8 protein-coding genes are annotated in these 15,007 nt (G+C 45.9%); 1 reads left to right on the forward strand and 7 read right to left on the reverse strand.

The window, feature by feature from the left end; all coding sequences use genetic code 11:
• Nucleotides 1–3: 3 nt before the first annotated feature.
• From ACOIT5_RS01095 to ACOIT5_RS01105, 3 genes are all read right to left on the reverse strand, one after another.
• Nucleotides 4–2,799, reverse strand: a complete 2,796-nt coding sequence (locus ACOIT5_RS01095) for an alpha-L-rhamnosidase (protein ID WP_423130599.1) — start codon at nt 2,797–2,799, stop codon at nt 4–6.
• 455 nt (nt 2,800–3,254) lie between these two features.
• Nucleotides 3,255–4,664, reverse strand: a complete 1,410-nt coding sequence (locus ACOIT5_RS01100) for a RagB/SusD family nutrient uptake outer membrane protein (RefSeq protein ID WP_423128628.1) — start codon at nt 4,662–4,664, stop codon at nt 3,255–3,257.
• A 35-nt stretch (nt 4,665–4,699) separates the two neighbouring features.
• Nucleotides 4,700–8,035 (reverse strand): TonB-dependent receptor, encoded by a 3,336-nt coding sequence (locus tag ACOIT5_RS01105; protein ID WP_423130600.1) that lies wholly within the window; start codon nt 8,033–8,035, stop codon nt 4,700–4,702.
• Between the two features lie 137 nt (nt 8,036–8,172).
• Here ACOIT5_RS01105 and ACOIT5_RS01110 point away from each other — a divergent pair, with 137 nt between their 5' ends.
• On the forward strand, nt 8,173–8,934 hold the full coding sequence (locus ACOIT5_RS01110; protein WP_423128629.1) for an IS5 family transposase: 762 nt from the start codon (nt 8,173–8,175) through the stop codon (nt 8,932–8,934).
• A gap of 272 nt (nt 8,935–9,206) precedes the next feature.
• Here the strand turns inward: ACOIT5_RS01110 and ACOIT5_RS01115 are convergent, their stop codons facing one another.
• The 4 genes from ACOIT5_RS01115 to ACOIT5_RS01130 all read right to left on the reverse strand — a co-directional run bounded on the left by ACOIT5_RS01115 (nt 9,207) and on the right by ACOIT5_RS01130 (nt 14,654).
• Nucleotides 9,207–10,217 carry a FecR family protein gene (locus tag ACOIT5_RS01115; RefSeq protein WP_423128630.1) on the reverse strand — a complete coding sequence of 337 codons (1,011 nt, stop codon included), beginning with the start codon at nt 10,215–10,217 and terminating at the stop codon, nt 9,207–9,209.
• A gap of 65 nt (nt 10,218–10,282) precedes the next feature.
• Complete coding sequence (locus tag ACOIT5_RS01120; RefSeq protein WP_423128631.1) at nt 10,283–10,864, reverse strand: RNA polymerase sigma factor; 582 nt, start codon at nt 10,862–10,864, stop codon at nt 10,283–10,285.
• A gap of 32 nt (nt 10,865–10,896) precedes the next feature.
• Nucleotides 10,897–11,829 carry a dihydrodipicolinate synthase family protein gene (locus tag ACOIT5_RS01125; RefSeq protein ID WP_423128632.1) on the reverse strand — a complete coding sequence of 311 codons (933 nt, stop codon included), beginning with the start codon at nt 11,827–11,829 and terminating at the stop codon, nt 10,897–10,899.
• A gap of 140 nt (nt 11,830–11,969) precedes the next feature.
• A complete protein-coding gene (locus ACOIT5_RS01130) occupies nt 11,970–14,654 on the reverse strand; it encodes a glycoside hydrolase family 78 protein (RefSeq protein ID WP_423128633.1) in 2,685 nt (894 codons plus the stop codon).
• Nucleotides 14,655–15,007 lie beyond the last annotated feature (353 nt).

Raw genomic sequence — 15,007 nt, forward strand, 5'->3', positions numbered from 1 at the left:
TTATTATTTGATTTTTAATTCAATTTGATAGTTCCCCGATTGCAACCGGCATACCGGCCGACCATTTTCCTGATCCATTATTTTTATCAGTTCCCTATCTTCTGCCGGCGCTTTCAAGGCTTCCGCATGTAAATCGCCATCATACGGAAGGATCACTTTAGCAGTCGCATTCACCGGCACCTCAACCCAAAGCGTAAACACACCGTCCTTCTTCTCCCAATTGCTGACGATTTTTCCGTAGGGCGAATCGAAGGAGGTTTTAACAAAACTCAGTTCCTCCACCACTTCGGGCTGAATCACAATTTCGCGGTATGCCTGCGAATGACCGGCTTGCCGGATTCCGCCCAGCCCCTGGTAAAACCACTCCATCAGGTGACCGAGCATGAGGTGATTCAACGACTTGGACGGCAACGCCTGCCATGATTCGGCCAGCGAAGTAGCCCCTTGTTTAAGTTGATAGCCATAACCGGGAACATCGTCGCGGTTGTTCATTTTATACAGTAAATCCGATTTCCCGAATTTGGTCAGCGCATCCACCAGAAAGTGAAAACCCACGTCGCCGGCTGTGATGGCGCCATGATCAGCTTCAATCCGTTCAACCAAATTGGCCAGTACCGCAGCTTCATTTTCGGGGGCAACCAGTCCCATACTCAGCGGCATGGCCAGCGAGGTTTGGCTGCCGGTAGCGTAAGTTGACTTCTCCCCGTTATAAAAATTCAGGTTGAACGCGCTTTTAATCTTATCGGAAAGCTCTGCAAAACGAACGTCCTCCTCCTGATTTCCAAGCAATTCGGCCATCTGTGCCATCAGTTGTGCGTCGTAGAAATACGTGGCAGTGGCAACCAGCGGCACTGGAGTCAGCTGCGCATAGCCGGGTTCTTTCGGACCCACATCGTACCAATCGCCCAAACCATGCGACAAAATATGATTGTTGGCTTTACTCTCCAAATACGCCATGTACCGCTGCATCATCGGCCAGGCCTGTTTCATCGGCTCCGGATCGCCATACCAGCGGTAAATCATCCAGGGAAGAAAGATGGAAGCGCTGCCCCACTCCGGCGAGTCGCGGAAAGCCGCATCGTAATATTCAAAGTTAATGTATTCGGGCACAATGCTCGGCACCAGTCCTTCGTCGGTTTGCGCGTCGGCCATATCCAACAGCAGCTTTTTGTGAAGGTGATATAAGTCGAAATTAAAATGTACTGAAGTGCCCATCAACTGCGTTTGCTCAATCCAGCCCAGCTTTTCGCGGGTCGGGCAGTCGGTCATCACCGATTGCAGGTTGCTTTTAATGCCCCAGTTGATCAGGTCGAACGTCCGGTTGAACAATTCGTTGGAACATGAAAAGCTACCGGTTATTGGAGCCGAATTTCGGGTATGCAGCGATTTTAACTCCATGATTTCCGGAAGTTCCGGGGCCGTGCTTCCCGCCTTTAGTTGTGCGCCATTTACCTGCACATAGCGAAAACCATAGTAGGTAAACCGGGCTTGCCACGATTCTTCGGCTTCTCCCTTCAACGTGTAAGTATAATAATAGGGCGAACCGGAGCCGCGCTGACTGACCGTTCCGTCGTCTTTCAAACTTTCGGCCGGGTAAAGCCGTACCTGCTGACCAGCCTCTCCTTTTAAACGAAGTGAAACAATGCCCGAGGCATTCTGTCCGAAATCGTACAGGAGGCTGGTATCATTTAATTGACTTACGGCAACGGGCGAAAAAGTGTCCATCACTTTAACCGTATGGTTTGGGTCGGCTTTCAATTTACCTGACGGCGCATTGACCAGTTCAGCCATTTTCCAGTCTGAAGCATCAAATCCAGCTTCGTTCCATCCCGGTTCTTCCAGGCGGGCATCGTAGTCCTCTCCTCCGTAGATACTTGTATAGATGATTGGCGATGGCTTGCTTTGCCAATCGCCGCCCGAAACGATAGTTTCTTCAGTTCCGTCGGCATAACGAATTTGCAGCTTGCAGATCATTTTTGGAAATCCGTAAGCGATAATGAGTTTCCGGTAACGCTCGCGGTTGTTATAATGGAAGCCGTTGCCAACCATGACGCCCAGAACATTTTCGCCTGACCTCAACAAACCGGTAACATCACAGGTATTATAAAAAACAGTTTTATCGTAGTCGCTCCATCCCGGTGTCAGAAAATCGTCGCCAACTTTTTGGCCGTTCAACGAAGCTTCGTACTGTCCAATTCCGCTAACAAAAAGCGTGGCCGAAGCCACTTTTTGGGTTAAATCAAAACTTTTTCGGAACAAGGGAACAATGGCCCGTTCTTCCACCTTGCCCAATGAAAGGTCTCCGTAGCCGGTCACGCCGCAGACCAGCCGTTTCGATTCGTCCATCTCATCATAACCAATCCATTGCGCGCCTGTCCAGTCGACGGGATAAATCAGTCCCATCTGAAAAGATGCGGTTTCGCTCCAGGGAGACTCCCTGCCGGTTTCGTCCCATACTTTTACTTTCCAAAAATACTTTTTGCCGGCCTCCAGGGCCAATCCGTCGTAAACAACCAGGATGGATTGTTCCGAATCCACCTTCCCGCTGTTCCATTGATTTCCTTCATTCTTTTTCAGCAGGCCGGCGTCGTCGGCCACCAGGATTTGCCAGGCTGACTGACGGGTTCCGTTTCTTTTGGATTGAATAATCCAACTCAGCCTGGGGGTGGTTGTCTCAATCGCAGCCGGAGTGGGAAAATTTTCACAGGCAAGGCGGCTGACTATTAAATAATTTGTACCGGGTTTGCATGCAAAGGCAATCAGGCATACAAAAACCGTCGCCGTAAAGATCCGTTTCATCACGATGTTCTGTTTTAGATGATAGCTAAACATTTCATATCAAGCAAATTGATGTTAACGTTTACATTTTATATCTACTTGAATTATTGAACTTTAATATTAACAAATAAAAGTTTAATCTGAAAACGTTATGCAAAAAATATTCATAAGATATGAAGTATTGGGTCCCATCGAAGTAATGCGTATGTAACCTGCCAAATTTTATGTTATCGTCAAAAGGGAGGTACCATGTGTTCGACTAATTTTGGTAAAATCCTAAAATTTTTCTCCGACTGTCCGCCTTTCGATGCAAGGAAGAAATACTGAAAATGTCAATACGGCCCAAAAAAGTTATCAAAATCAGGTATTTTGGTTCCATTCAATTTTAATCAACAGCAAAACGGCCAATCCGGAAGCGTCAGGACTGGCCGTTGATTTTCTCTTTTACTTCGGTATATTCTATTCTAAAACCGGTGTTATTTATACGCTTCATTTTGAGTGATCACACCTGAATTTTGAGTGATGACCTGTAAGGGTATCGGTAATACCAATTGGTTTTCGTTCAGCGTAATGTTTTTGCTGCTGTTTTTGATTACAGCAATAGCCCGGCCGGTACGAATCAGGTCAAACCAACGATGAAACTCGAGGGCAAACTCCACCTGACGTTCATGTTCAAGCGCCAGCGCCACGGTATTGTACGCCGACGGATATCCGGCAGCGCCGTAATGGGGTAACCCAACCCGGCCTCTCACCTCATTCAGGTATTTGGCATCGCCTGTTGCTTCGGTAAGCATCAACAACACATCGGCATACCGCAGAATAATAAAATTGTTATCGGCAGCTTCTCTCAAACCATCTACTTCAGCGCTGGTATCTTTCCACTTAATCGGATATTTCACGTCGACGGGGACCCCGGCGGCGGTCGTGTATCCGTTCTGGATCGACAAATCACGACGCGGATCGCCTGCTTCATACGCATTCCACAAATCAAGGGTAACCTGGTTCATCCCGGCGCCCCAGGCGGTAACAACCCGATTATCAAGCGGGGAGAACATCGCCCAGTAGCGGCTGTATGGATTTGATTTTCCCCCTTTGTACTGGATTTCGAAGATTGATTCGGTCCCGTTCTTTTTTGTTTTATCCCATAAATTAGCATAGGGCACGAGCGAAAATTTGCCGTAAACCTTCAGCAGCGCTTCAGATGCTTTTGTTTTATCCCCCAGGGTAAGATAAACTTTTCCAAGGAGCGTATTGGCAGCGTCGCTGCTAGCGGCTCCCACAAACCGTTGATTGGCTTTGAGTGGCAAATTGGAAGCCGCAAATTTCAGATCTTCAACAATCTGATTATAGACATCGGCCTTAGGGGTGCGGCCCTGCGCATATGCTTCACTGATACTGATTGGTTTGGTAACCAGCGGAATATCGCCCCATGCCCGAACCATATCGAAATAATACAGGGCTCTCAAAAATTTAGCTTCGCCGATTAAAGCAGCCTGGGTATCGAAATTAATGTTTTCTGCTCTTGAAATAATATTATTAATCATATATAATGACTTATAATAACTATTCCAATAGTTTAACACTAATTCATTATCATCACTCATCGTATGATTTTCAAAGCCCTCATAGTCCTGGATTCGACCTGCAGCATTATCGCTGTAGGCATTATCCGACATTAACTCGCCAAAGAATGATGGCAAACTTTCAGGACCATAAAGTGTATACAAGGAATTATACGCGGCCCAGAGAGCAGTTTCGATATCATCTTTGCTTTGATAGAAATCCACTTCATTGGGATTGGAAATGGGTGACCGGTCCAAAAAGTCTTCACTGCAACCAAAGTAGATTGCAACGAATAGAATCAGGATGTATTTTATTTTTTTCATATTCCTACTTTTTTTATATCCTTATATCTGAATTCTTAGAAAGTAATATTTACCCCTGCAGTCGCTGTAAACGGATTGGGATAGGCGCCATAATCGAAGCCGACCAAAACACCGGTTTGGTAAGTACTGCCTTCCGGATCGTAACCTAAATAGTCAGAGAATACATATACATTTTCCATATTTATATAGAGTTTTACGCCGGATACATTCATCTTGTTGACTAAGTTTTTCGGCAAGTTATAGCCAATACGAATGTTCTGGATGCGGACAAATGAACCGTCTTCGACCCAATAGGTAGAACCAAAGTCGCGCACTGTAGTAGGAAGCATACGAGGTTTCGGAATCATTCCATTGCCCGGATTAGATTCGGACCTCCAGAAATTAGATACCTCCTGATACATGTTCCGGTTTCCGCCACCTACGCCTGATTTCAGGAACCGTGCGTTATGGTTAAGAATCTCGGCGCCGTGCGACCCGCGTAACATAACCGATAATTCAACACCGGCATAGGATAAAATATTGGTCATCCCCCACTGAAAATCGGGCTGGTAATTACCGATATAGGTCCGGTCGTCTGAGTTGATCTTGCCGTCTTTATTCACATCGCGCACCCTTGGATCGCCCGGTTCACTGCCGGCCCATACCGGATAGGCATTGTTGTCCAATTCGGCTTGGGTCATGATCACACCGTCAACTACATAGCCAAAATACATCCCGATGGGTTTTCCTACGGCTGTGCGCGAGGTCATGCTGGACTCGTTGATATCGATCGGGGCATCATTTTCACCCAGCTTCAATACCTTGTTCCGGTTAGCAAAGATGTTAAAGTCAGTTGTCCACTTGAATTTACGGTCGATATTGCGAGTACTGACATTGATTTCAAAACCCTTATTTTGCAGTTCCCCGATGTTTGTTAATGTAGAAGCAAAACCGGTGATGATGGGGATCGGAACATTCAGCAACAGGTCTTTTGTTTTCGAGTAATAAATATCGCCTGAAAAATTCACACGTTGATCCAGAATGCTAAAATCGACTCCAAAGTTTGTTTGGCCTGTCTTTTCCCATTTCAGGTTTTTATCGGCAAACGTATTCGTGTAAATACCTTGCTCCACGGTCCCGCCGCTAACATAAGGGGTATAACCCAATATGCCGATTGCACCGTAGTTTGGAATCTGGTTATTACCGGTTTCGCCATAGCTCAAGCGCACTTTCAGATTATCCAGCCAGGCAACATCCTGAAGGAACGCTTCCTCAGACATACGCCAGGCAACAGATCCTGACGGGAAGTACCCCCAGCGATTGTTGGCGCCAAAACGGGATGAGCCATCGGCGCGAATAGCTGCGGTAACCAGATATTTGCCTTTGAGCGAATAATTGGCACGGGCAAGATAAGAAATCAGTGACCATTCCTGTGCCGACGTACTTCCACTGCTGACTTTCCCTGCGTTCAGGGTATGAACCAAATCGTTCGGGAAACTACCCGACCGCATGCTGCTGTAATCCGTGCGTTGTTCCTGAACGGTATAACCTGCCAGCACATTTAAATCGTGAATACCATTAAACGTTTTGTTATAATTAAGTGTATTTTCCCAAACCCAGTTAGAGGATTGCAAGGTAATAAAATCAGCAGTTGCCGGAACCCAACCCGAATAACCCCAGTTCTGACCTTCATTCCAATAGAAATCATAGAACGTATTTTCGATATTTGAGCTAAAAGCTGTTTTGAAGGTCAAATCTTTCAGAACATCCCATTCCAGGAATGAGTTGGCGGTCATCACATTCATGACTTTCTTTTTTTCAGCTTCCCGGGTTAACGAGTAGGGATGCCATAACTGAAGGCCGTATTTCACAAAGGTGTTCCAGATGGAAGTCGGATCTTTAAAGCCAAGGCTGCCGGTTTCAACATAAAGCGGGAAAATCGGGTCGCTCTGTAAAGCCAAACTTACCACATCCGATTTACCGGCAGTACCGTGGGGAGCTTCCTGTGCACGACTGAATCCCATGTTTAAGCCCAACCGGAACCTGTCGCTAAATTTATGCCTGATGTTCGAACGAAGGTTGATCCGGTCGTAGGTATTTTGGTCCACAACACCTTCGGAATCCAGATAACCCGCCGATACCATGAATTGGGTTTTCTCATTGCCCCCCGATGCGGATACCTGAACATTGTGTGATAAAGCTGTTCTTAATAAAACATCCTGCCAATCCGTTCCATTCCCAATTCGGGCAATCCATGCCGGATCAGAAAATTCAACCGGCACAGTGACATTCAGACCTCTTGTTGCCGAAGGATTTGCAGCCACAATGGTAGCCCATGAGTTATTTCGGGCTGCCGTTTGGAACTCCATCCATTCCTGGGCATTCATCATCTCTGTCTCCCGCAAAACTTTTGAAAGACCAAACTCATAATTCGCCTCAATCTTGGTTTTTCCGGCTTTCCCCTGCTTGGTCGTGATCAATACAACGCCATTGGCGCCGCGGGAACCGTAAATGGCTGCTGAAGATGCATCTTTCAATATTTCAATTGATTCGATATCATTCGGGTTAATAAAGTTTAGAGGATTTCGGTTAAAATCCATATTGCTTCCCGAACTGACCCCTGAAGATGTTGAGTTGGTGGTGTTGTCTTCCAAAGGAATGCCATCAATAACATACAAAGGAGTTGTGCCGGCATTGATCGAAGAGGCACCCCTGACTTTCACGGTAGGAGCCAATCCAGGAGCGCCTTGGGTTTGAGTGATCTGCACCCCGGAAACCTGTCCTGCCAGGGTTTGCATGGCATTGGTGTAAGGACGGTCTTTCAATTTGTCGGCTCCTACAGAAACCACCGATCCGGTCAAATCACTTTTCCGCACGGTTCCGTAACCAATAGCCACCACTTCTTCCAGGCCAATTGTATCCTCGGCCAGGCTTACCTGAATGACACTCCGTCCGTCAACCGGCACTTCCTGTGTTTTCATCCCGACAAACGAAACCAGGAGGACTGCTCCTGCAGGGACATCATCGATTTGGTAACTCCCGTCAGCGTCGGTAATTGTACCCCGATTTGTTCCTTTCATAACCACTGTTGCGCCGGGGATTGGAAGTCCGTCGGCATTGACCACTTTACCGGTGATTGTTCTGTTTTGCTGAGTTTGTAATACACTAAATTCGTTTTTCTTCAGATCGGAAATCACAATATACCGACCAATAAATTCGTATTGCGCCGAAGAATTTTTCAATATCAGGTCCAACACTTCCGATATCGATTTATTTTCAACCCGCAAGTCAATTTTTTCCAGAACATCAAGGTTATTACTATTATAGGCTATTTGAAAGTCAGTCTGTTCCTCAATAGCGCTAAAAATATCCTTAATCGTAGCTTGCCTCAGAGACTGTTTTGATTTTAAATTTAAAAAATATTATAGCGCAATTAACACCAAGGTGTTTATAATTAAAAAATTGGTTATCAGCTAACTATATCAGGTTAGATTTTCTTTGCACTAAAATAACGACAAATTAGTGTACGATGAAAATTTACCCAAGTGATTTAACCGATAACCAGTGGCAAGTTATAAAAGATTTGTTTGAACAAGAGCGAAAAAGAAAACATAGTTTACGATCAATTGTGAATGCAATTTTGTACATAACCAAATCCGGTTGCCAATGGCGGATGCTCCCCAACGACTTTGCGCCATGGCAGACAGTTTATTATTACTTCAGAAAGTGGAAGTTAAACGGGCTTTTGGAGGAATTGCATGATTATCTTGTCGAAAAGGTCAGGGTGCAAAAAGGCAGAAACCCTGTTCCATCTGTTGGCATAATTGACAGTCAATCCGTTAAAACAGTCAATGTTTGTCAAGACGAGATTGGGTATGATGGCGGCAAAAAGATTAAGGGCAGAAAAAGGCACATTGTTGTTGATACCCTTGGCTTACTACTGGCCATTGTAGTCCATTCAGCAACGCCACATGACAGCAAGGCCGCAGAACTTGTATTTAAAATCCTTAAAAATAAATACATAAAAGGGATCGTAAAAATATTTGCCGATGGCGGTTATCGGGGGGAATTAATAGAGACAGCCAGGATAAAATTTGGTTGGGCCCTCGAAATTGTCAAAAGAAATGAAGCCCACAAATTCAAAATCCTGCCTAAAAGATGGATTGTTGAAAGAACATTTGCCTGGATTTCATTTCAACGACGGACCTCGAAAGACTATGAAAGGTTGACCGAAACAAGTGCAGCCTTTGTCCAATTATCAATGATAAGATTGATGCTTAACAAATTTTGACAATGATTTCAAAACAGTCTCTCAAATTCACCGATACTTTGGCCATTTGAGAATAGGTCTGAGACGCGAAGGTCATCAGCCCGCAGAAAGTCAGGATCATTAGTAGTTTCATAACTCTGGTGAACTTTTGGAATTGAAGATATCGATCCCAATTCCGATGGGTTTTACTTTTTTTCATAAATTTGTTCAGTTTTTCGTTAAACTTCTTGTTTACACGTAAGAATGGCGGGTAGTGTATGTTGGCGCAGAACTACCCGTTTTTCTTTTAATGATCAGCTTTTCATTTTAGATTTGATATATACTTTTTGGTTATTTACTGACGACTCAACATTCATGACTTTTTCGATGATTTGCATTAAGCGCTCGATGCTTTCCCCTTCATTCAACTCAACCGTCAGGCGCTGATCATCCAAAAAATGCTCATCATAAACGACTTCGACATTATACCAGCGTTCGATTTTCCGAACCAGGTTAACGAACGAATCGTCCCTGAAAATCAATCGGTTATTCTTCCAACCCACCACCTCGTCATTCCTGAATCCCGTCCGGCTGATATTCCCCTCTGATTTTGAAAAATTAATCATCTCGCCCGGTTTCATTTCATAAGAGATCGGGGCCGATGCGGAAGGGCGAACCAGCAGATCGATGCTTCCTTCAAGCAACGCAGTTTCGATTTTCGATTCATCGGGGTATGCCTGGACATTAAATTTTGTACCCAGCACTTTTACATCGACGGTTGCAGTTTTCACAACAAACGGGAGGTGTTTATTGGCGGTCACTTCAAAATAAGCTTCGCCCTCAAGAAAAATTTCCCGCGTCGACCGGCCGTATTCGGTCGGATAACGCAGGCTGGTTCCAGAATTTAGCCAAATATGGGTGTTGTCGGGCAACACAATCTCCGACTTCTGGCCTTTGGGAACAATTGTTTCGGTATATTGAAGCGGGTGTTCTTTGGAAAACAGGTAATAATAAGCCGAGACGATCATCACCGGAAGGATCAGGATAGCGGCAACCCGTTGAAATTGCTTAACCGGTTTTAACTCCCAGAATACCTTTTTCTTTTCGTGCAGCTGATATTGCCGGTTAATCAGACTGATGAGTTCTTCAAAATCAACTTCTGATTCCGTTTCGGGGGCAGTGAGCCACTGATTATGCATCCATTCATCCAACGACTGCATATTATCCGGAAGCGTCATCCAATCGCGCAATTGTCTTAGTTCATTCACCGTCAGACGCTCATCGTTTATAAACCGTTTCAGCAAGGACAAAATTTGATCGTGCATACCTTTGATATTTTGCCTTTATTACGAAACGAAAATCAGTTTCCGTGAAGGGGTGACCAAAAAAATTACCTGGAAATAAAAAGGAGCAACAGGAACCTGACTTTCCTGATTTCGCGCCGGATAAAATTCAGCGCCAAACGGATTTGGCTGTCAACGGTATTCTCCGATATATTCAACCTTTCGGCAATTTGTTTGTAACTGCATCCGTGATACCGGCTCAATTCGAATATCTGTCTCCGCCTATCCGGGATTTGGCTGATTAAACCGGTAAGTTTCTGTTCCAACTCTTCCTGCATCGACGGATCCGACGAGTCAGACAGATTCAGATCAGCAAGCAGATGCCCCCCCATCAGGTAAATTTTCCGGTTTACCGATGAACGCAGTTGATCGATCATCTCATTCCTGGCGATGGTGTACAGAAAGGAAGAAAAAGATTTTTCGGGCTTAATTTTTTCCCGCTGCAACCATATTTTTATAAAGACTTTCTGAACAATCTCTTCAGGATCGATTTGCGGCGGAGCTAACTTCACAACAAAGCCTTTGAGTTTGTTTTTATATTTATAAAACAAAACCTCAAAGGCAAACTGATCACTTTCCTGCAACCTTCTGATCAGTTCAGGTTCGCTATGTAACTTTAAATTAGTCAAACAGACAAACGATTTCGTTACGCTTTGTCCCGCTAAGTTAAGATCAATTCTTCAAAGTGAATCTCTTCCAGGGCCTGTTCAATTTTTTTTCGTTCCGGTTCATTAAACCGGTGAAAAGGTTCAGCCATAAAATCATTGCAAATTCCCATCACCGACAAGGCGCATTTTAATCCTTTCAGGTAACTGGAACCATGTTTCCCAACTTTATAAATACTGGTGCTGATCTGGATTACCTTCTGCTGCAAGGGTAAAACCGCGTCGAAATCGCCGGCTGCTGCCGCATGATACAAATCGACATAAAGTTTCGGAAACATATTGGCGCCGCCATTTACGCCGCCATGCCCGCCCATCAGCACAAACTCGGCAGTCAGCTCTTCGGGTCCGACCATAAACGTAAAATCGGGGCGATCCTTCAGCAGGTAGCGGATATGGTTGAAATAGGCCAGGTTGGCCGAACTGTCTTTCATGCCGATGATCCCCGGAATTTCGGCGGCGGCTTTCACGGTTTCGGGCGCAAACATCACCTTGGTATGAACCGGCATATTGTAAATGAACAACGGGAGCGGCATTTGTTTCATGATCCGTTTCAGATACTCCAACAACTCAGGCTGGCCCGACTCGAAGTAATACGGAGGCGTGATAACGACTGCATCGGCGCCATACTGAGCCGCTTTGTTGGCCAGATTCAGACTTTCGGTAAAAGCGGAATCTGAAATCCCGACCATCACCGGCACCCGACCGTTGACAAACCGGCAACTCAGGCGGATCAACTCTTCGCGAACCTTATAACTTAAACTGGCAAACTCGCCGGTGGTACCCAATAAAAATATTCCGTGAACGCCTCCCTGGATCACGTGCTCAATCAAACGTTCAAGTCCCGCCACATCAAGCGTATCATTATCTGTCAGCGGAGTTACCAAAGGCGGAACAATTCCCTTTAAGGGAGTGGAAAATCTTGCTTGCATATTCTTTTCTCTAATTTTTCGATTTCTATTCTTGATCAAACTATCTGAATACTAACCTATCTACTACAATTTCGATTGAAAATGATATTCTCCGGATCCGATTTCCAGCACAGCCAGGTCGCCTTCCATGCGTAAAAAAATCAAGCCTTCTGATTCTGAAAGGCCGGAACCACTTTCTTTGATGTTTTTTCAGCAGTTGCCGGCAGATAAACCAGTGCTTTTGTATTGGCCGGGACGGTGATATCCCAGGAGAAAGTCTTCCCTTTTCTCTGCCACCGGCTTTTTATTTCTCCGTAAACCGACTGGTAGGATGCATCCACAAACGAGAGTCCCTCCACCGGCTCCGGCTTCATGATAATTTTTTTGAACCCCGGCGACTCATCGCTGCTTTTAATCCCGGCCAGGTTTTCGTAAAACCAAATGATCAGGTCGCCCAGCATCATCACGTGGTTATAGGAATTCATATTGGGAGCTGCCGTGTTTCCGTTCCAAAGCTCCCAAATCGTGGTAGCCCCGTTTTCGACCATATACCCCCAGCTCGGGTAAGTTTTATTGGTGGCCAGGCGGAAGGCCAGATCAGCCCGCCCGTTGTCGGTAAGCACGCGCATCAGCCATTGCGTACCAATCAGACCGGTGCTCAGGTGCCCGTTATTTTTCACTTCAATCAAATCGGTGATGGTTTTGAACAGCCGGTCTTTATCCGGTTCGGGTACCAGGCCAAAAGCACAGGCCAGCAGATTATCGGTTAGCACATGCGTGCCGTACGACGCTTTTTCAGCATCATAAAACTCGCGGTTAAAGGCTTCTTTCACCTGACCGGCTAATTCGGCAAAAACCGGAATGTCATTTTCATTTCCAGTCAGAGCAGCAAATTTCTGCATCAATTGCAGGTAATAATAATGATACGCGGTGGAGATTAACTGGCTGGGATATTTCACGTTGGCATTTTTCCCGCGTCCCTCTTCAATCGTAGCGGGCGGTACGCACCAGTCGCCGTAACTGTCTTTGGTCAGGATGAACCTGTCGGTCATATAGCGGCTCTGCATATATTCAAGCCAGTGTTTCATATACGGGTAATGTTTCACAATTGGTTCGGCATCGCCAAACTGGCGGTAAAGCATATCAGCCACCATCAGGTAGGTGCCGGCCCAGGTCATGTTATCGCTGTAATAACGCCAGAATGCCGGGGCCACATCGGGAATGGAGCCGTCGGCGCGTTGGGCATTTTTGATGTCGTCCATCCATTTGGCATACAACAGGGCATTGTCAAACAGGAAGCTTTCGCCGTAAGCTCCGGTAGAGCGGTCGCCCAGCCAGGGTTGGCGCTCGTTGCGTTGCGGGCAGTCAACCGGCATGCCTTTGTAGTTGCCGCTGATCCCCCACCAAGCATTTTTACAGATCTGGTTGATCAGCGCATTTGATGTTTCGAACGTTCCAATGGTTTCCATCCCGTCATACACCACCCGGCCTTCAAAATCATGCAGCGAAGGCTTGCCCGGATAACCGGTAATTTCGACAAACTGAAATCCGTGATAAACAAATGAAGGTTCCCACAGCTCTTCACCTGTACCTTTCAGGGTGTACACATCGGTTACTTTGGCGTCGCGCAGGTTTGCCAGCGCCAGTTCTCCCTGCCCGTCCAGAATCTCGGCAAAACGTAAAGTCACCTGGTCGCCGGCCGAACCGCGTACTTTCATACGAAGCCAGCCAACCATATTCTGCCCCATATCGAGGATATAAACGCCGGGACGTATTTCATTGATCGAAACCGGTTTCAACCCGTGCATCACCTTCATGTTCGGGTTTAGCTGCGCCTCAAACTCTCCGGTGGGTTCCTGCACATATTCGGCATCCAGCCAGCCGCTGTCGTTGAAACCCGCCAGGTTCCAACCCGGCATTTTTTTGCGGGCGTCGTATTCTTCGCCGTCGTATTCATTGTTGGTCCGGATGGGCCCGTCGGCTGTACCTTTCCAGCTATTGTCGGTTTCAATGGTTTCCCGGGAGCCATCGGTATAAACAATCTCCAGTTGGAGAAGCATTTTGGGATAACCAAAGGTTTTTATTTTGTAAGGTTTTTCAGCCTGGCGCATCGTGTAATAACGGCCGTTTCCAAGAATCGTTCCCAGGGCGTTTTCACCCGAAGAAAGATATTCCGTCACATCAAACACATTGTATTTGACATTTTTTGAATAGTCGGTCGGCGTTGGCGCCAGCACCTGGTCGCCGATTTTCTGCCCGTTGAGGTACAGTTCATATAATCCCAATCCGATGATGTACACTTTTGCTGACTGAACAGCCTTGGCTACCTGAAACTCTTTACGGAAATAGCGGGCCGAAAGCCGCGAAAATTTATCTTCCCGGTCCCAGGGGAAAGCCCGATCGAAACCGATCCAGCGACCAGACCAATCTTTATAATACAGCAATCCAACACTAAAACGGGCTACTTCGCTCCATTCGCTTTCCTGATCGCCAGTCCAAATTTTCACCTTCCACCAGGCATCGGTCCGGCTTTTCAATGTTTTACCTTCATACCTGATGTTGACAGACTGTCCAGATAATACCTTGCCGGAATCCCACAAATCGGCCCTGCCTGCAGCCAGTTTCTCCGGTGATGAAGCAACCAGTACCCGGTAAGCCGTTTGCATGGTTCCGCGTGCCGGGCTTTGCAAGATCCAGCTTAAACGAGGCTGCTGCACACCGATACCCTCCGGATCGGATAAGCGCTCACACTGCAAGTGAACTGCATTAATCTGAGCAGAACTGCCGGTGGACAACAACAAAAAGCAGGAACCCAAAATCAGGGAAATAGCATTTTTAAGTTTCATCGATTGAAAATTAAACTTCCATGTAAATGATTACATTATTCATATAAAGGCACACCTATTGAACGCATAAAAACAATCAGAAAATCAACACAAAATCAAGCATATAATTCAAATAACATATCTTAAAATACTTATTTTCAATGCAAAAAATCTAACAGTCTGATCCAATTCTGAAATTTTCGACCAAGGTATAAAGAAGTCATTTAATATGAAAACGTTTTCATAAATTTTTTAATCTCCGGCTTTATCATCTCATAACCAAAACAGCAAACCGCATTGATCAGTCGACCGGAAGGGGCAATGAACAAACCGGCCCGCCTTGATGCTCAAAGCGGGCCGGTCCGGTTGGTTTT

The sequence above is a fragment of the Gaoshiqia hydrogeniformans genome (genome assembly GCF_049347105.1).
In the GTDB taxonomy this organism is placed as follows: Bacteria; Bacteroidota; Bacteroidia; order Bacteroidales; family Prolixibacteraceae; genus Gaoshiqia; species Gaoshiqia hydrogeniformans.